This is a genomic window from Streptomyces sp. NPDC102514 (assembly GCF_055584525.1).
The window spans coordinates 60,528-79,020 of the sequence record NZ_JBVJLW010000006.1 but is presented as its reverse complement, the minus strand read 5'-3'; the positions used below and the strand labels follow the sequence as shown (position 1 = coordinate 79,020).

At 70.6% G+C, this 18,493-nt stretch carries 13 protein-coding genes and 1 other RNA gene; 4 read left to right on the top strand and 10 right to left on the bottom strand.

Annotated elements, in window-relative coordinates; all coding sequences use genetic code 11:
• From yicI to ACZ60E_RS17155, 3 genes are read left to right on the top strand one after another with little or no spacing between them, the layout of a single operon-like run.
• Window positions 1-2,322, top strand: a complete 2,322-nt coding sequence (yicI, locus tag ACZ60E_RS17165; RefSeq protein WP_469441299.1) for an alpha-xylosidase — start codon at window positions 1-3, stop codon at window positions 2,320-2,322.
• Window positions 2,323-2,324: 2 nt separating this feature from the next.
• The gene (locus ACZ60E_RS17160; RefSeq protein WP_469441297.1) at window positions 2,325-3,329 is read left to right on the top strand and encodes a LacI family DNA-binding transcriptional regulator; all 1,005 of its coding nucleotides are present in this window, start codon (window positions 2,325-2,327) and stop codon (window positions 3,327-3,329) included.
• Between the two features lie 50 nt (window positions 3,330-3,379).
• On the top strand, window positions 3,380-6,310 hold the full coding sequence (locus ACZ60E_RS17155; protein WP_469441296.1) for a glycoside hydrolase family 3 protein: 2,931 nt from the start codon (window positions 3,380-3,382) through the stop codon (window positions 6,308-6,310).
• A 61-nt stretch (window positions 6,311-6,371) separates the two neighbouring features.
• Here ACZ60E_RS17155 and dacB read toward each other — a convergent pair whose 3' ends face one another.
• The 6 genes from dacB to ftsE all read right to left on the bottom strand — a co-directional run bounded on the left by dacB (window position 6,372) and on the right by ftsE (window position 12,138).
• A complete protein-coding gene (gene dacB, locus ACZ60E_RS17150; protein ID WP_469441295.1) occupies window positions 6,372-7,994 on the bottom strand; it encodes a D-alanyl-D-alanine carboxypeptidase/D-alanyl-D-alanine endopeptidase in 1,623 nt (540 codons plus the stop codon).
• Window positions 7,995-8,069: 75 nt separating this feature from the next.
• Window positions 8,070-8,458, bottom strand: a transfer-messenger RNA (tmRNA) gene (ssrA, locus tag ACZ60E_RS17145).
• 153 nt (window positions 8,459-8,611) lie between these two features.
• Window positions 8,612-9,145 (bottom strand): SsrA-binding protein SmpB, encoded by a 534-nt coding sequence (gene smpB, locus ACZ60E_RS17140; protein WP_189775199.1) that lies wholly within the window; start codon window positions 9,143-9,145, stop codon window positions 8,612-8,614.
• 105 nt (window positions 9,146-9,250) lie between these two features.
• Complete coding sequence (locus ACZ60E_RS17135; RefSeq protein ID WP_469441294.1) at window positions 9,251-10,417, bottom strand: S41 family peptidase; 1,167 nt, start codon at window positions 10,415-10,417, stop codon at window positions 9,251-9,253.
• A 67-nt stretch (window positions 10,418-10,484) separates the two neighbouring features.
• Window positions 10,485-11,402: a permease-like cell division protein FtsX gene (gene ftsX / locus ACZ60E_RS17130; protein ID WP_267028789.1), complete on the bottom strand. Its 918-nt coding sequence runs from the start codon at window positions 11,400-11,402 to the stop codon at window positions 10,485-10,487.
• Window positions 11,403-11,448: 46 nt separating this feature from the next.
• A complete protein-coding gene (gene ftsE, locus ACZ60E_RS17125; protein ID WP_107015900.1) occupies window positions 11,449-12,138 on the bottom strand; it encodes a cell division ATP-binding protein FtsE in 690 nt (229 codons plus the stop codon).
• A gap of 429 nt (window positions 12,139-12,567) precedes the next feature.
• Between ftsE and ACZ60E_RS17120 the strand changes: the two genes are divergently transcribed.
• Window positions 12,568-12,762 carry a hypothetical protein gene (locus ACZ60E_RS17120; RefSeq protein WP_107015898.1) on the top strand — a complete coding sequence of 65 codons (195 nt, stop codon included), beginning with the start codon at window positions 12,568-12,570 and terminating at the stop codon, window positions 12,760-12,762.
• 76 nt (window positions 12,763-12,838) lie between these two features.
• Here the strand turns inward: ACZ60E_RS17120 and ACZ60E_RS17115 are convergent, their stop codons facing one another.
• The 4 genes from ACZ60E_RS17115 to ACZ60E_RS17100 form a co-directional block, all read right to left on the bottom strand.
• Window positions 12,839-13,495, bottom strand: coding sequence for an LPXTG cell wall anchor domain-containing protein (locus tag ACZ60E_RS17115; RefSeq protein WP_469441293.1), 657 nt, complete (start codon window positions 13,493-13,495; stop codon window positions 12,839-12,841).
• A gap of 314 nt (window positions 13,496-13,809) precedes the next feature.
• A complete protein-coding gene (gene prfB / locus ACZ60E_RS17110; protein ID WP_469441292.1) occupies window positions 13,810-14,916 on the bottom strand; it encodes a peptide chain release factor 2 in 1,107 nt (368 codons plus the stop codon).
• A gap of 322 nt (window positions 14,917-15,238) precedes the next feature.
• Window positions 15,239-16,474 (bottom strand): protein kinase domain-containing protein, encoded by a 1,236-nt coding sequence (locus ACZ60E_RS17105; RefSeq protein WP_384813668.1) that lies wholly within the window; start codon window positions 16,472-16,474, stop codon window positions 15,239-15,241.
• Between the two features lie 166 nt (window positions 16,475-16,640).
• Window positions 16,641-18,329, bottom strand: a complete 1,689-nt coding sequence (locus ACZ60E_RS17100; RefSeq protein WP_384813666.1) for a serine/threonine-protein kinase — start codon at window positions 18,327-18,329, stop codon at window positions 16,641-16,643.
• Window positions 18,330-18,493 lie beyond the last annotated feature (164 nt).

The window sequence follows — 18,493 nt, the reverse complement described above, 5'->3', positions numbered from 1 at the left end:
GTGAAGTTCACCGACGGCTACTGGCTGCTGCGCGAGGGTGTGACGGCCGCCCACCCGGTCGAGGTCCTCGACGTGAGCGCCGGGTCCGGGGCCCTGGAGATCCACGCGCCGACCCAGCCCATCCGTCACCGCGGCGATCTGCTGAAGGGACCGGTCGTGACCATCGGCGCGCACGCCCCGATGCCCGACGTCATCGGCGTCACGTTCACCCACTTCGAGGGTGAGGAGCCCCGGGGGCCGCGGTTCGAGCTGAACAGGCTCGGCAAGGAGGAGTTCACGGCGCACGCCGTGTACGACGACGACTCCGCCACCCTCACCGCCGGCGCCCTGTCGGTGCGCGTGAGCCGCACCGGCCCCTGGCACGTGGACTTCCTCGCCGACGGCCGCACCCTCACCAGCAGCGGCCCCAAGGGCATGGGCATCATGCGCGACACCGGCAGCGGCGGCCACTACCTGCGGGAACAGCTGAACCTCGGCGTCGGCACGCACGTCTTCGGGCTCGGCGAGCGGTTCGGCCCACTGGTCAAGAACGGCCAGGTCGTCGACATGTGGAACGCCGACGGGGGCACGGCCACCGAACAGGCGTACAAGAACGTGCCGTTCTATCTGACGGACGCGGGCTACGGCGTCTTCGTCGACCATCCGGGCCGGGTGTCGTTCGAGGTCGGCTCGGAGGCGGTGTCGCGGGTCCAGTTCAGCGCCGAGACCCAGCAGCTGACGTACTACGTGATCTACGGGCCCACCCCGAAGGACATCATCCGCAAGTACACGGCCCTCACCGGCCGCCCGGCCCTGCCGCCCGCCTGGTCGTTCGGGCTGTGGCTGTCGACGTCCTTCACCACCTCGTACGACGAGGCCACCGTCAGCTCCTTCATCGACGGCATGAGGGAGCGTGAACTCCCGCTCTCCGTCTTCCACTTCGACTGCTTCTGGATGCGCGAGTTCAACTGGTGCGACTTCGAGTGGGATCCCCGGGTCTTCCCTGACCCGCAGGGCATGCTGGCCCGCCTCAAGGAGCGCGGGCTGCACATCAGCGTGTGGATCAACCCGTACATCGCGCAGCGCTCCCCGCTCTTCGCCGAGGGCAAGGCGCTCGGGCATCTGCTGCGGCGGCCCGACGGCAGTGTCTGGCAGTGGGACCTGTGGCAGCCGGGCATGGCGCTCGTCGACTTCACCAGCCCGGCCGCCCGCGAGTGGTACGCGGCGAAGCTGGAGGCGCTGCTCGCGCAGGGCGTCGACTGCTTCAAGACCGACTTCGGGGAGCGGGTCCCGCTCGACGTGGCGTACGCGGACGGCGGCGACCCCGAGCGGATGCACAACTACTACACGTACCTCTACAACCGGACCGTCTTCGACGTGCTGCGCAAGCACCGCGGGGAGGGCGAGGCGGTCGTCTTCGCCCGCTCGGCGACCGCGGGCAGCCAGAAGTTCCCGGTGCACTGGGGCGGCGACTGCGAGGCCACGTACGAGTCGATGGCGGAGTCGCTGCGCGGCGGACTCTCCCTCGGCCTCTCCGGGTTCGGCTACTGGAGCCACGACATCGGCGGCTTCGAGGGCACCCCGACCCCCGCCCTCTTCAAGCGCTGGCTCGCCTTCGGGCTCCTCTCCTCGCACAGCCGCCTGCACGGCAGCTCCTCGTACCGCGTGCCGTGGCTCTTCGACGAGGAGTCCGTGGACGTCCTGCGCCTGTTCACCCGCCTGAAGCTGCGCCTCATGCCGTACCTGTACGAGGCCGCCCGCACCGCGCACGCGCAGGGGGTGCCGATGATGCGCGCGATGGTGCTCGAATTCCCGGACGATCCCGGGTGCGCGCATCTGGAACGGCAGTACATGCTCGGCTCCGACCTGCTGGTCGCGCCGGTGTTCTCCGACGACGGTGACGTGTCGTACTACGTGCCCGAGGGCACCTGGACGCACTTCCTGACCGGGCGGACGGTGACCGGGCCGCGCTGGGTGCGCGAGACGCACGGCTTCTCCAGCGTGCCGCTCCTCGTCCGGCCGGGCGCGGTGATCCCGGTGGGTTCCGTCGAGGACCGCCCCGACTATCCGTACACCGACGGGATCACCCTCCACGCGTACGCTCCGGCGCGCGGCGCGCAGGTCACGGCGGTCGTGGACGGGGTGACCTTCACCGTCGTACGGGAGGGCGACACCCTGCGGGCCTCGTCGAGCGACCCGAAGGCGCCCTGGGCGCTGGCGGCGGGCGACCGGACCGCGCGGGCGGCGGCCGGGACCGGATTCCTGTCCCTGGAACTTGGACCGGAAGCGGCAGCCGAGTTGGAGCAGGCCCCAGAGGACGGCGCACACCGGGAGCGGGGCTGAGCATGGTGAAGATCACCGATGTGGCCCGGCACGCGGGGGTCTCCCCCAGCACGGTCTCGTACGCGCTGAGCGGCAAGCGGCCGATCTCCGAGGAGACCCGGCAGCGCGTCGAGGACAGCATCCGCGAGCTGGGCTACCGGCCGCACGCGGGCGCCCGCGCCCTCGCGAGCAGCAGATCGAACGTACTGGCGCTCGTGGTCCCGCTGCGGGCCGGCATCCACGTGCCGGTGGTGATGCAGTTCGCGGTGTCCGTGGTGACGGCCGCCCGCCGCCACGACCACGACGTGCTGCTGCTCACGCAGGAGGAGGGCGAGGAGGGGCTGCGGCGGGTCGCGGACAGCGCCCTCGTGGACGCGCTGATCGTGATGGACGTCCAGCTCCACGACGCGCGCCTGCCGTTGCTGCGCGGCCTGGACCGGCCGTCGGTCCTCATCGGCTTCCCGGCCGAGCCCGCCGGGCTGACCTGCATCGACCTGGACTTCGCGGCGGCGGGCGAGCTGTGCGTCGAGCATCTGGCGGGGCTCGGCCACCGGGTGATCGGCCTGGTGGGCTCACCGCCCGAGGTGTACGTGCGCGAGACCGGGTTCGCCCAGCGGGTGGTCCAGGGCTTCACCGCCGCGGCCGACCGCAACGGCCTCTCCTCCTCGATCCACCCGTGCGAGGCCGACCCCGCGGCGGCCCGGCAGGTCGCCGAGCAGCTCCTGCGCGAACGCCCCGCCCTGACGGGTGTCGTGGTCCACAACGAGCCGGTCCTGGAACCGCTGATCGACGCGTTCGAAGCCCTCGGACTACGGGTCCCCGGCGATCTGTCGGTCACCGCGATCTGCCCGGACGAACTGGCCGGCCGCGTCCGCGTGCCCGTCACCTCCATCGCCATACCGGCCGCCGAGGTGGGCGCCGGATCGGTGGAGCTGCTGATGAAGAAGCTGGGCGGTGCGCCGGTACCGCAGGCCACGCTGCTCCCGCCCCGCCTGACGGTCCGGGCGAGCACACAGCCGCGCCCCTGATCCGTGCCCGACGTCCATTCGTGCAAGGCCCTATTCGAAGGAGCCGTGACATGAAAGGCAAGAGAAGCAGGAAAAGCAGGAGAAGACCGAGAATTGCGCTCGTCCTGGCGCTCACCCTGGTCGGCGGCCTCGGCGCCACCGTCCCCGCGGCGGCCGACGCCCCCGCGTACCCCTTCCGCGACCCCCGCCTCCCCGTCGACCGCCGTGTCGACGACCTCCTCTCCCGGCTCACCCTCGACGAGAAGGTCTCCCTGCTCCACCAGTGGCAGCCCGCGATCCCCCGCCTGGGCATCCAGGCGTTCAAGACCGGTACCGAGGCACTGCACGGGGTCGCCTGGCTCGGCGAGGCCACCGTCTTCCCGCAGGCCGTGGGGCTCGCCTCGACCTGGGACCCCGCCCTGATCCGCCGGGTCGGCTCGGCGGTCGGCGACGAGACCCGCGGCTTCCAGCAGGAACGCCCCACCGGCTGGGGCCTCAACCTGTGGGCGCCCGTGGTCAATCCGCTCCGCGACCCGCGCTGGGGCCGCAACGAGGAGGGCTACTCGGAGGACCCGTACCTCACCGGCTCGATGGCGACCGCGTACGGCACCGGTCTGACCGGCGGTGATCCCGAGCACCTGAAGACGGCCCCCACGCTGAAGCACTTCCTCGGCAACAACAACGAGGCCGACCGCACGACCACCTCCTCCGACCTGCGCCCGAGGGTGCTGAAGGAGTACGAGGAGCAGGCGTTCCGGCCGGCGATCGAGGCGGACGCGGCGACGGGCGTGATGTCCTCGTACAACCTCGTCAACGGCCGTCCCGCCACGGTGAATCCGGCGCTCGACGACGACGTGCGCACCTGGACCTCGCAGGACCTGCTGAACGTGACCGACGCCTACGCGCCCAACAACCTGACCGGCACCGGCAGTCAGAAGTACTACGGCACCCTCGCCGAGGGGAACGCGGCGGCGCTGAAAGCGGGCATCGACAGCTTCACGACGGACGACACGAACTCCGTACCGACGACCACGGCCGTCAGGTCGGCGCTGGCCGACGGCCTGCTGAAGGAGTCGGACGTCGACACGGCGGCCGGGCACGTCCTCGACATCCGGGTGCGGCTCGGTGAGTTCGACCCGGGCGGCGGCAGGTACGGGACCATCGACAAGTCGGTCGTGAACAGCCCGGCGCACCAGAGGCTCGCGCGGCAGGCGGCGGCCGACGCGGCGGTCCTGCTGAAGAACGCGGGCGGCGCCCTGCCGCTGAAGGCCTCCGCGAAGGACGTGGCCGTCGTCGGCCCGCTCGCCGACACCCTCTACACCGACTGGTACTCGGGCACGCTCCCGTACGCGGTCACCCCGAAGGCGGGCATCGCCGCGCGGCTCGGCTCCCCCGTGGCCGGCAGCGAGGGCGTCGACCGGATCTCGCTGCGGAACACGGCGAGCGGCGCGTACGTCACGGCGGGCACGGACGCCGACGGTGAGACGCTCAAGGAGAGCGCGGGCGGCGGGACGGCCGCGCAGTTCGACGTGTTCGACTGGGGCGCCGGGATCGTGACCCTGCGCTCGGCCGCGAACGGCAAGTACGTCGGCTACAACTGGTCGAACTTCGTCAACGACCAGGTCCAGCCGAACGGCTGGTTCGTCCAGCAGCAGTTCGCGCCGGAGGAGCAGGCCGACGGTACGTATCTGCTGCGGTACGCGGGCTACGAGACCCGCGAACCCTGGTGGTCGAACCCGGTCTACCTCGGCCCCACCGGCTCCGACGGCACCCTCGGCCTGGTCGCGAAGTCCGAGGCCGCGCACTATGCCAAGGACGTCGTCCGCAGCGGCACCGAGGAGGCCGTGGCGGCGGTGAAGGGCAAAAGCGCGGCGGTCGTCGTGGTCGGGTCCATGCCCGCGATCAACGGGCGCGAGAACGACGACCGCGAGGGCATGGGCCTCGCCCCGTCCCAGGAGGCCCTGGTCGAGGCGGTGCGCAAGGCCAACCCGCACACCGTCGTGGTCGTCGAGAACAGCTACCCGACCACCCTCGGCGCCCTCCAGGAGAAGGTCCCCGCACTCCTGTGGACCACCCACGCGGGCCAGGAGACCGGCAACGCCCTCGCCGACGTCCTCTTCGGCGACGTGAACCCGGCCGGCCGGCTCACCCAGACCTGGTACCGCTCGGAGGCGGACCTGCCGTCCGTCCTGGAGTACGACACCATCAAATACGACCGCACGTACCAGTACTTCAAGGGCGATCCGCTCTACGCGTTCGGGTACGGACTCTCGTACTCCTCCTACCGCTACGGGCAGGTGAGGCGCGTCGACGGCGGTTACGAGGTCGCGGTGACGAACACCGGCAGCCGCGCCGGCGACGAGGTCGTGCAGCTCTACACCCACCAGCGCACCTCGCGCGACAAACAGCCCCTGAAGCAGCTGAAGGCCTTCGAACGGGTCTCGCTGAAGCCCGGCGAGACGAGGACGGTGCGGCTGAAGCTGCGGGAGAAGGACCTCGCGCACTGGGACGTCACCCGGTCGAAGTGGGTGGTGGAGAGCGGCACGTACGACGTCCTGGTGGGCGCGTCCTCCGAGGACATCCGCTCCCGTACGTCCCTGAAGGTGACGGGCGAGACGATTCCGGCCCGGGACCTCTCCCGGACCACCCGGGCGGAGAACTTCGACGACTACGAGGGGGTGCGGCTGGTGGACGAGTCCAAGGCGCGCGGCACCGCCGTGGGGGCCTCGCGCGACGGCGCCTGGCTGAAGTTCGCCGACTCCCGGCTGGGCACCGGCGGTGCGAAGTTCGCCGCGCGGGTGGCCGGGGCGGCCGGAAAGGTGGAGGTACGGCTCGGTTCGCCCGCCGGGACGCTCGTCGGTACGGCGACCGTGTCCGGCACGGGGTCCGTGTACACGTACGCCGAGGTGAGTGCCCCGCTGTCGGCCGCCGCGAAGGGCCGCCAGGACGTGTATCTGGTGCTGGGGGACGGCATGCGACTGTCGACGTTCACGCTCCGCTGAGCTGTGGTGACGCGGTGGGGGCGGCGGCGAAAGGCCGCCGTCCCCACCGCGGCTCACTCCCTCAGCACTCCGCCGGCTTGCGCCACGAGCACTCCAGGTCCGTGTTCCGCTCGGCCGAGCGCGCGCTCGGGTCCGTCGGCTTCACCGTCGCGGTCGTGTCCGCCGTGGACCGGGCGAGCGTCACCACGATCGCGTCCTCCAGCGGTTTCACGGACGCGGCCAGGTAGTTGTTGAGCACGATGCTGTAGACGAGTTCGCGCCCGTCCGCGTCCTTCACGTACCCGGAGAGGGCGGACGCGCCGGTCAACGAGCCGGTCTTGCCGACCGCGTTGAGGGCCGCGGGGGTTCCGCACATCCTGGTGCGCAGGGTGCCGCCCACGAATCGTTCGGGGGCGCAGGCGACCGGCAGCGACGTGCGCCAGTCGGCGTACCAGGGCTCGGCCCGTACCGCGAGCAGCAGCTTGGCGAACTGCCCCGCGGTGAGGTTGTTCATGCGGGAGAGCCCGGAGCCGTCGACCTGCCGCAGCTTGCCCGTGTCGACGCCGACGCCCTTGAGGTAGCCGCTCACGGCGGCGAGCCCGGCGCTCCAGCTGCCCTCGCCGGAGACCTTCAGGCCCATGGTCTTGGTGAGGATCTCGGCGTGCATGTTGTTCGACAGCTTCATGAACGGGATCAGCAGGTCCTTCAGCGGCATGGAGGCGTGCGAGGCGAGGCGCCGGGCCGTCGCGGGGGTGGCGCGGCCGAGCCGGGTCGCCCCGGTGACCTTCACCCCGTGCGCGGTGAGGGCGTCCCGGAACACGGCGGCGGCGTACCCGGTGGGTTCCCACACGCTGACCCACTCCTGGGCGCCGGAGCCGCCGGCCGGTGTCGTACCGCTGACGACGATCGTGTTGGTGCCGTGCTCGCGCTCCACGGTGAGGTCGTTCGCCCCGCCCGCGGCGACGGTCGTGGCCCGTACGTCGAAGTCCACGTAGGTCGTCTTCGGGGTGACGGTGACCTTGGGTTTGTCCCCGGCGGCGGCGCCCGGTGCGACCGTCACGATCACCGAGCCGGTGTCGTAGTCGGTGTCCGGGGCGACGCTCAGCGCGCTGATCTGCGCCGAGTAGTACGAGGACTCGTCGTCGGCGGCCCAGGCGCGGCCGAGGCGGTTGCCGTCGAAGCGGGTGTCGTCGGCGAGGAGCCGCCCGTCGACGCGGGTGACGCCCGCCGCGGCGACCTGGGCGGCCAGGGTGTCGTAGTCGGCGGCCAGGGCGGTCGGGTCGCCGGTGCCGCGCAGATACAGGTCGCCGGTCAGCGTGGAGCCGTGCCGGCGGCCGGTCGCGAGGACGTCCGTGGTGAACGTGTGGTCGGGGCCGAGGATCTCCATCGCCGCGGCCGAGGTGGGCAGTTTGGTGTTGGAGGCGGGCATCAGGCGCGAGGTGGGCGACCGCTGGTACAGCAGGTCCCCGCTCGCCGCCCCGGCGACCACGACGCTCGCCGCCCCGCCCTCCATCCGGCTGTCCCCGAGGATGGTGTCGATGGCCTCCGGGAGCCCGCTGGTGCCCGGGTCGGCTCCGGCGGGTGCGCTCCAGCCGAGCCCGGCCACCAGGACGCCGAGCACCACGGCCCAGGTCCGGGCCCGGCCACGGGGCTGGTGAGATCTCTTGTTCTCTCCGGTCTCTCCGGTTTCCGCGAGTCGTCTCATGCGACAGCAGCATCCACGACGAAGGCCCCGCTGCCTATGGCAGCGGGGCCTTCGCTTCTGGATCTGAACATGGGAAAGTGGAGATGGCGGGAATCGAACCCGCGTCCAACGGTGCAGAATCAGGGCTTCTCCGAGCGCAGTTCGCTTAGATTTTCTCAGCCCCGGAGATCACGCGAACAAGTCTCCGACGGGCTCAGTCACTGTTTGATTTCCCGTCTCACCCCGTGACCGGGTCAGACGGTTTAGTCCCCTTGATTATGCCAGGATCCGGGTCGGGAACACCCCCGGGCTGACACCCATTTAGGGTCCTTCAGTCACTGGTTATTAAGCAGCGAGGGCGAAGGACTGGGAATCGCTCTTGGAATTGGCGATTATTGGTTGCGACATATGGTTAACGAGATCATTGCCGCTTCCTCGGCTCGCTTCCCCTGCTTCGACAGCCGCTGTCGAAACCGATCATCCCCATGTTGTTTTTTCAAAACCCTCCGAAGAGGGCCCTCCGAGGAGGGTGTGTGCACCCGCTGTGAGGTGCGTTGCCATCGTACGTGACCAACGCACGTCGATGCCACTGTATTCCCGGCGGCCCCCCTCGCGGCGGGTGTGCCGGGCCTGCCGTGCTACTCGCCGCGCTGCTTGCGCTTGACCGCCGCGATCGCCCGGTCCGACTCACGCCGGTCCTGCTTCTCGCGCAGCGTCTGGCGCTTGTCGTATTCCTTCTTGCCCCGGGCGAGCGCGATCTCGGCCTTCGCGCGGCCGTCCTTGAAGTACAGGACGAGGGGCACGATGGTGTGGCCCGTCTCCTCCGACTTCGAGGCCAGCTTGTCGATCTCCTCGCGGTGCAGGAGCAGCTTGCGCTTGCGGCGCGCGGAGTGGTTGGTCCAGCTGCCCTGGCTGTACTCGGGGATGTGGGCGTTGTGCAGCCACGCCTCGTTCCCGTCGATCTGCACGAAGCCGTCGGCGAGCGAGGCACGCCCCTGGCGCAGCGACTTCACCTCGGTGCCGGTGAGCACGAGTCCGGCCTCGTAGACATCGATGATCGCGTAGTCGTGCCGGGCCTTCTTGTTCTGCGCGACGATCTTGCGCTTGCCGTCCTTGACGGCGGCCTTGGCGCCACCTCCCTGCTTCGGCTGGGATTCCTTCGGTACGTACATGCCCTTGCTCATAGTGCTGGCCATTTTCGCACTAGAGGGGGGCCGGAGGGAAAGCCGATTACGCGAAGTACGGGCCGGCCGCCGCGGGGGCCGTGCGCGGGCCGGTCACTCGGCGTCCCCGAGCCCGCTCAGGACGGTCTCGGCGCGCTCCAGCGCGCCCGCGTCGGCCTCCAGGTCGGGGGTGATGCCCCGGGCGTCCACCGTGCGCCCGGAGGGGGTGCGGTAGTGGCCGACGGTCAGTTCGGCGACCGAGCCGTCCGGCAGCCGGCTCGGCATCTGGACCGAGCCCTTGCCGAAGGTCCTGGAGCCCACGACGACCGCGCGGCCACGGTCCTGCAGACCACCGGTGAGGAGCTCGGCCGCGCTCATCGTGCCGCCGTCGACGAGCGCGACCAGCGGTCTGGTGGTGTCGCCGCCGGGATCGGCGTGCAGGGCCTTCTGGTCGCCGTTCACGTCGTACGTGGCCACCAGGCCGCCGTCGAGGAAGGCGGAGGCGGCGGTGACGGCCTCGGTGACCAGGCCGCCGGAGTTGCCCCGCAGATCGAGGACGATCCCCTCGTCCACGGGCGCGCCGGCCACCGCGGTCCGTACGAGGTCTCCGGAGCCCTTGGTGAAGGCGGCGACCTTGATCACGGTGACGCCGCCGGGGAGTTCGCGCACGCTCACGGAGTCGGTGGACAGCCGCGCCCGGTGCAGGGTCTCGCTCCACGCGCGCGTGCCGCGCTGCAGTCCGAGGTCGACGGCGGTGCCCGCGTCGGCGTCGGTGGCGTCACCCCGCAGTAAGGCGACGACCTCGGTGACGGGCCTGCCGTCGACGCGGTGGCCGTCGATGCTGCGCAGCCGGTCGCCCTTGCGGATGCCCGCGGTCGCGGCGGGCGAGCCCGACCGGACCCGGGTCACCTCGATGCGTCCGCCGCGCTCGCGCCGGGCCCAGAGGCCGACGCCGGTGTACCGGCCGCCGAGGGCTTCCTCGAACTCCTCGTACTCGCCCTGGGAGTAGACGGCGCCCCAGCGGTCGCCGCTGCGGCTGACGGCCCGCTCGGCGGCCTCCACGGGCGACTTGCCGTCGGCCATCGCCTCGGCGGCGGCGTCGGCGACGTCGTCCTGTTGTCCGGACTGTGCGGTACGGGCCGCGGGGGTGACGGATTTCCGGCCGGGGGTGTCGAACGCGCCGGTCGCGGCGCCCGCGGCGAGGACGCTCGCGAAGACCAACGTCAGGGCCGCCCCGCGGCGGATGCGGCGGGGCTGACAGAACAGGTCACGGCCTGACATGCGGGTGAGTCTAGGACAACGAGAAGGGCCGTACCGGCGGTTGCCGGTACGGCCCTCTTGGCATGTGTCACACCTTCAAGTACTTGCGCAACGCGAAGAACGCGGCCAGCGCGGGCATCAGAAGGCTCGTGGCGAGGATCAGCGGCAACTTCGTGAGAACGGCGTCCCAGCCGATGAAGTTGATCAGGTTCAGCTTCTCGGACAGGGCGAGACCGTGGTCGATGATGAAGTACCGCGCGATCACCAGGAAGGCGCAGGCGACACCACCGCCGATCAGTCCGGCGACGGCGGCCTCCATGATGAACGGCGCCTGGATGTAGAAGCCGGAGGCGCCCACCAGGCGCATGATCCCGGTCTCACGCCGACGGCTGAACGCGGAGACGCGCACGGTGTTGACGATCAGCATCAGCGCGACGACGAGCATCATCGCCATCACCGCCCTGGCCGCCCAGTTCATGCCGTTGAGCAGCCCGAAGAGGTTGTCGAGGATGCCCTTCTGGTCCTGCACGGACTGCACGCCGTCACGGCCGTCGAAGGCGGTCGCGATGACCTGGTACTTCTCCGGGTCCGTCAGCTTGACGCGGAAGGACTCCTGCATCTGGTCCGGGGTCAGCGAGGCCGCCAGCGGGGAGTCGCCGAACTGCTCCTTGTAGTGCTTGTACGCCTCGTCGCTCGACTCGTGCGTGACGTTGTCGACGACGGCCATCTTGCCGAGGTCGGTCTCGATCTGCTTCTTCTGCTCGCTGGTGACCGCCCCCTTGGCGCAGTTGGGGTCGGACTCCGCGTCGGACTTGTTGCAGAGGAAGATCGAGACGTTGACCTTGTCGTACCAGTACCCCTTCATCGTGCTCACCTGGTCGCTCATCAGGAGCGAGCCGCCGAACAGGGCGAGGGACAGGGCGACGGAGACGACGACCGCGAAGGTCATCGTGAGATTGCGGCGGAGACCGACACCGATCTCCGACAGAACGAACTGGGCGCGCATGGCGTCTTCTCAGGCCTTTCCGTGGACGGACGCGTGGGACTCGCGGTCAGTGCTGATAGCCGTAGACGCCGCGCGCCTGGTCGCGGACGAGGCGACCCTTCTCCAGCTCGATGACGCGCTTGCGCATCTGGTCCACGATGTTCTGGTCGTGCGTCGCCATCACGACGGTGGTCCCGGTCCGGTTGATCCGGTCCAGCAGCTTCATGATGCCGACGGAGGTCTGCGGGTCCAGGTTTCCGGTGGGCTCGTCCGCGATCAGCAGCTTGGGCCGGTTCACGAACGCTCTCGCGATGGCCACTCGTTGCTGCTCACCGCCGGACAGCTCGCCGGGCATCCGGTCCTCCTTGCCGCCGAGCCCGACGAGGTCGAGCACCTGGGGCACGGACTTGCGGATCTCGCCCTTGGACTTGCCGATCACTTCCTGCGCGAAGGCGACGTTCTCGGCGACCGTCTTGTTGGGCAGGAGGCGGAAGTCCTGGAACACGGTCCCCAGCTGGCGGCGCATCTGCGGCACCTTCCAGTTGGAGATGCGCGCGAGGTCCTTGCCCAGCACGTGCACCTGACCGTGGCTGGCCCGCTCTTCGCGCAGGATCAGCCGCAGGAAGGTGGACTTTCCGGAGCCGGATGACCCCACCAGGAACACGAACTCACCGCGCTCCACCTCCAGGGAGACATCCCGGAGAGCGGGGTGGGTCTGCTTGGCGTAGACCTTGGAGACGTTGTCGAATCGGATCACGGATGCACCACAGGCCGTCGGGGGTTGGGGGCAGGTCCTGTCGTCACACTCCCGTCGTCCGCCCGGCAGACGGGAATGTGACGACAGGACCTAGATGAGCGTGACCTTACGCGACCCGGGTAGGGGCGCGCAGGCGCGGAGACGGGTTGCACAAGGGTTGTGCGCATTTGTACCGGGCACATAAGAGAAGAGGCTTCTTCGGGAAGGGCTCCGCCCCTTCAGGGGCGCGGGGAACTGCGCGACGAGCCCTCACCGCCCCGCAGCCGCGATACGCCCCGCAGCCCCCTCCGGAGGCGCCCGCCAAGCCCCCGAAAAGGCATCCGCACAGGAACCCGCGCACCTTCCGGAGGAACCTGGCACAGTGGAGTGGGAACGTATCCGTCCCCGAGAGCGTTGTGTCCGTGGAACCGGTGCAAGGAGGGCGAGCGCATGACGTACGACCGGCTGGTGTGCGCGAACTGCGCCGCGCCTGTGAACGAGGGCCGCTGCCCCGTGTGCCGAGCGAACCGCGCACGCCTGCAGAACGAGGGCCCGCTGGGCGGTGGGCTCAACCCCATGACCCTGATCGCGCTGCTCGCCATCCTGATCGCGGCGGTGGCCCTGCTGGCCCACCAGACCGCGTAGGAGACACGCGTCACAAGGAAGGGCCCGGAGCCGATGGCTCCGGGCCCTTCCCGTGTCACACGTCGTACGTCGTGCGTCAGGCAGCCGCGCCGCGGCCGCTCATGACGCGCGGCAGCATACGGAAGCCGATGCCGCCGGCGATCATCGTCGCGGCGCCGATCAGCAGGTACGTGATGTTCTCGGCGGCGCCGGTCTCGGCCAGCTCGCCACCGGTGCCCTGCGCGGAGGTGTCCGAACCGGTGTCGGTCAGGCTCTCCTTGCCGGCACCCTGCTCGACGACGTTGGAGCTGCCGTCGGCGCTGTCGGCGCTGTTGTCGTTGCCACCGCCGCCGTTGCCGCCGCCGGTGCCGTTCTCGTTCCCGTTCCCGTTCCCGTTGCCGGGAGTGGTCGGGTCATCGGTGGGGTCCTGGGTGGGCTCCTCCGTGGGCTCGGTGGGCTCCTCGGTGGGCTCGGTCGGCTCCTCGGTCGGAGGCTCCTCGGTCGGGGGCTCCTCCGTGGGCGGGTCGGTCGGGATCTCCGTCGGGTCGGTCGGAGGCGGGGTGGTCGGGTCGTCGTCAGCGGAAATACCAACGGCGACACCGCTCTGGTCGACGCTGGCGCCCACGTTCAGGCCCGCCACGTCGACACCGACGTCGAGCGCCGAGGCGGCACCGGCGGCGGTCAGAGAAGCACCGGCGGCGATCACCGCACCGGCGGCTATCCGCGCGATCCGGATCCGCGTCTTCTTGGTCATCTGGTTGCTACCCCCAGTAGCTCATCGTCAATGGTGCAGCGCCCGGGGCCGCGACCTCGGGGATGGCCCAGTGGGGCCCCCGGTTCACACGCGCCCCAGAAATACGCATGCCACGCGTCAGCTTTCCCATCTTTCAAGACATCGTCAAGGTCGTTGCGACCGCGATGTCCAGATCAAGGTCTTTTGACCGGCACAGCGTCATGTGAGTGTGATGTAAAACCCACACATCACTCACCAGAGCGCAGCAGAAAGGGCAACTGCCGTCCTACGGACCGCAGTTGCCCTGTCGACAAAACGATGTACGAAAAAGTCGCTTACTTCTCCTGCTGCTTGCGCCAGCGAATTCCGGCCTCCAGGAAACCGTCGATCTCACCGTTGAAAACGGCCTCGGGGTTTCCGACTTCGCATTCCGTGCGCAGGTCCTTGACCATCTGGTACGGGTGCAGGACGTACGAACGCATCTGGTTGCCCCAGGAGTTGCCGCCGTCGCCCTTGAGCGCGTTCATCTTGGCCTGCTCCTCCTGGCGGCGGCGCTCAAGGAGCTTGGCCTGGAGGACGTTCATCGCGGACGCCTTGTTCTGGATCTGCGAGCGCTCGTTCTGGCAGGAGACGACGATGCCGGTGGGGAGGTGGGTCAGCCGGACCGCGGAGTCGGTCGTGTTGACGCCCTGGCCGCCCGGACCGGACGACCGGTACACGTCCACGCGCAGCTCGGACTCGTCGATCTCGATGTGGTCGGTCTGCTCGACCACGGGCAGGATCTCGACACCGGCGAACGAGGTCTGGCGGCGGCCCTGGTTGTCGAACGGCGAGATCCGCACCAGCCGGTGCGTGCCCTGCTCGACGGAGAGCGTGCCGTACGCGTACGGGACGTGGACGGCGAAGGTGGTCGACTTGATGCCGGCCTCCTCCGCGTACGAGGTCTCGTAGAGCTCCGTCTTGTAGCCGTGGCGCTCGGCCCAGCGCAGGTACATGCGCTGGAGCTTCTCGGCGAAGTCGGAGGCGTCGACGCCACCGGCCTCGGCACGGATGGTGACGACGGCCTCACGGGCGTCGTACTCCCCGGACAGGAGCGTGCGGACTTCCATCTCGTCCAGCGCCTTCTTGACGGACGTGAGCTCGGTCTCGGCCTCGGCACGGGTGTCCGGGTCGTCCTCCTCCTCGGCCATCTCGAACAGCACGCCGAGATCGTCGATGCGTCCGCGGAGGGTCTCGGCCTTGCGCACCTCCGCCTGGAGGTGGCTCAGCTTGCTGGTGATCTTCTGCGCCTCATCGGGGTCGTCCCACAGGGACGGCGCCGCCGCCTGCTCCTCAAGCACGGCGATGTCCGCCCTCAGCTTGTCGAGGTCCAGGACGGCCTCGATCGACTCCATGGTCGAGGAGAGGGACTTGAGCTCTTCGGAAACATCGACGACTGCCACGCCCCCCAGCGTAACGGCTCCGCCAAGTCGGGCAGCCCTGGCTCGGACCGGAGCGCTTCGTCCGCGGCCCGGTGGGGGCTGATCGCGCAGTTCCCCGCGCCCCTGGAAGACGGGGCTGCGCCCCAGCCTTCAACCCGGCCGCAGCCATCCCAGCCCGCCCGCTGCTTTCAGCCCGTCCGGCGTTTGAGGACGAGCGCGGAGCGCGATCAGGGGGGCGAGGGGGCGCAGCCCCCATGCAGTGACGATGGGGGTCCCCCCGGTCGAGCGAAGCCGAGACTGGGGGAGGGTAGGGGCGGCGGGGGCGAGGAAAAGACAGGTCCGGTCAGGGCGCCGCCGGGGACGACCTCTCCGTGTCGTGGGGAGGCTCCGCGTCGTCCCCCGACGTGGCCAGCCACGCGCCGCCCCCTATCGCCGCGACGAGCGCCACCCCCGCCACCCCCAGCGTGATCCGCCGCCGCCGAGCGGAAGCGCGATGCCGCGCGGACCCGGGCCGCGGCGCCCCCGCCGCCCGAGGCGCCCGCGCGGTACCCAGCGCGCCCCCCGCCAGCTCGTCCGGCCCCGGCACCCGCATGGACGTGTGCGTGTCCCGGTTGGAGTCCGGCTTGGCCCCCGGCACCAGCGGAACGGCCCCGCGCCGCACCCGCTCCCGCGGAACCTCCGGCTCGGCGGGCGCCGCGTCCTCGTAGGGGCCCTCGGCCTCCCCGTCGGGCTCGTCGACGTCCAGCGGAGGCATCCCGGCGAGCAGGGGCAGCTGCTCGCGCAGCCGCTCCCCCAGTTCGGACGCCCGCAGCCGTGAGGCCGGCGCTTTCGCCAGACACTGCACGAGGAGCTGCCACAGTTCCTCGGGGATGCCGGGCAGCGGGACGACGGTCTCGGTGACGTGCCGGCGCAGGACGGCTCCCGGATGTCCGCCGCCGAAGGGGGTGAAGCCCGCGAGCAGCTCGTACAGCACGGTCGCCAGCGCGTAGATGTCGACGGCCGCCCGCGGGGGCAGGCCCTCGATGATCTCGGGCGCCAGATAGTCCGGCGTGCCGATGATCTTCGTCGCGCGGGTCCGCCGCGGTGAGTCGATGAGTTTGGCGACGCCGAAGTCAGTGAGCAGCGCGGGGTGCGAGCCGCCGGGTCCGAGCGGCCCCTGCATGTCGAGCAGCACGTTCTCGGGCTTCACGTCCCGGTGGACGACTCCGGCCGCGTGCGCGGCGGCGAGCCCGTCGGCGACGTCGGCGACGATCGCGACGGCCGACTCGGGCGCGAGGCGCCGCTCCCGGTCGAGCCGGGTCCGCAGGTCCGTGCCGCGGACGAGGTCCATGACCAGGGCGAGGTCGGTGCCGTCGACGACCAGGTCCCGCACGGAGACGACGTGCGGATGGTCCAGGCCCAGCAGGGCCGTCCTCTCCTGCACGAACCGTCCCACCAGCTCCTGGTCGGACGCCAGGTCCTCGCGCAGCAGCTTGATGGCGACGGGCCCCTCGGGGCCCTCGCCCAGCCACACCGTGCCGGCGCTGCCCCGTCCCAGGATCTGGTGCGCGGTGTACCGGCTGCCGATCTTCCGTACCAAGGCTGCTCCTACGGGCGCGTGTTGGCGACAAAACTACGCGCCCGGAGCACCAACCTTCACTTCCGGGACGGAAATCACCCCCCAGGTGTCGACAAATCCCCAGCACCGCGGTGCGGTTCCGGGGATTTGGAGGGAGCAAGCTCGCAGAACGCCGGCTTCGGGAAACTCAGTTGAGTCTTCCGACCCACTCGGAGACCTTGCCGTACCAGTCCCCCAGCTGCTCCCAGTAGCCCTTCGACGTCCCGACCCAGTCCTGGAGCGGGCTGAACTCCCAGATCGCCCACCCGGCCGCGAACAGGATGACGATCGTGAACAGGCATCCCTTGAGGCAGCCGAGTCCGGGGATCTTCATCGGGTTGGCGCTGCGCTGCCGAGGCTCGCGCTGCGGACGCGGCGCGGGCTGCTGGGGCTGCTGCGGCGGCGCGGAGTACCGCTGGGGCTGCGGGGCCTGCTGCTGGGGTGCGTACCCCTGCTGCTGTCCGCCCTGCTGGGGGTAGCCGTACCCCTGCTGGTTCTGCGGCGGCGGCTGGTTGCGCTGCCTGCGCTGTCCGCGCTGCTGCGGCTGCTGGGACGGCGGCTGCTGCGGCTGCTGCTGGGGCGGCCGGGCGACCTGCCGCTGCGGGCGGCGGCGCAGCGGGTCCTCGTTCGGGTCGAGGTACGACTGCGCCTGCGTCGGTTCGTTGCGGTCGCGGGCCGCGCGCAGCTGGTTCTGCCAGGGGTGCGGGTCCTCGGGGCCCGCCCCGGGCTGGTTCGGCGGCACCGGCGGCATCACGGCCGTCGGGTCGGCCGCGCCGCGGTGGGGCAGTACGGCGGTGGGGTCGGCCGCGCCCGCGCCGGTGTGCGGCAGGACGCTGGTCGCGCCGTTCGGGTCGTACGAGGCGGCGCCCTGCGGGAGCACCTGGGTGGGGTCGGCGGCGCCGAACTCGCCCGGTACGGCGGCGGGGGCCGGGTCCGGGGCGAGGAGGACGCCCACGGCCTCGGCGGCGGCGATCTGCGCGGAGTTCGCGTGCACCCCGATGCCCTGGGCGACCGTACGCAGGCCGCGGGCGAGGTTCTCGGCGCTGGGCCGCTCGTCGGGGTTCTTGCGCAGGCAGCGCTCTATGACGGTCCACAGCGGGTCGGGGACCGTGGAGGGCCTGCGGGGCTCGGCGCTCAGGTGCTGGTGCAGGACTTCGAGAGCGGAGCCGCCGCCGAACGGCGGACGGCCGGTGACCAGCTCGTACAGCATGATCCCGGCGCCGTAGATGTCGACGGCGGAGGTCTGCGGGCGGCCCTCGGCCGACTCGGGCGCCACGTACGCGGGCGTGCCGACGAACTCGTGGGTGCGGGTCAGCCCCGGGGAGTCCGCGAGACGGGCGATGCCGAAGTCCGTCAGCAGCGGGTGCATCTGGCCGTTGAGCTGCTGGAGCAGCACGTTCGCCGGTTTCAGGTCGCGGTGCACGACGCCGTCGGCGTGGCTGGCGGCGAGCGCGTCGGCGACCTGGGCGGTGAGGAGGGCCGCGGCGACCGGCGAGAACGGGCCGTTGTCGCGCAGGTAGTGGTGCAGGTCGGGACCTTCGATCAGGTCCATGACCAGCGCCAGCAGATCACCCTCGACCACGAGGTCCCGTACGCGCACGATGTTCGGATGCGTCAGCCGGAGGAGCACGGAGCGCTCCCGCAGGAACCGCATCACGATGTCGGGATCGCTGGCGAGCTCCTCCTTGAGGACCTTGATCGCCACGGTCTCGCCGGGCTGACCGGCCACGGCCGCCTCGGCGCCCGCCGCCTCGCGCTGGCTGGCCCGCCAGACGGTGCCCGTGGCGCCGCGTCCGAGCGGCTCCTCCAGGAGGTACTTGCTGCCTACCGGCCGCACGTCATGCGCTCCCTGCTGCTTGCTTGGCTGGTCCGTCCACCGTGCTACGGGTGGTTCCGACCCACTGTAATGCCGCCGAACACGGCTCCGGGGTGTCGTCGCGCTGCGGTTTTCTCAGTCCCGCCCACCCATGCATTACGTGGGGCTTTCCCGTATGTGTTCGA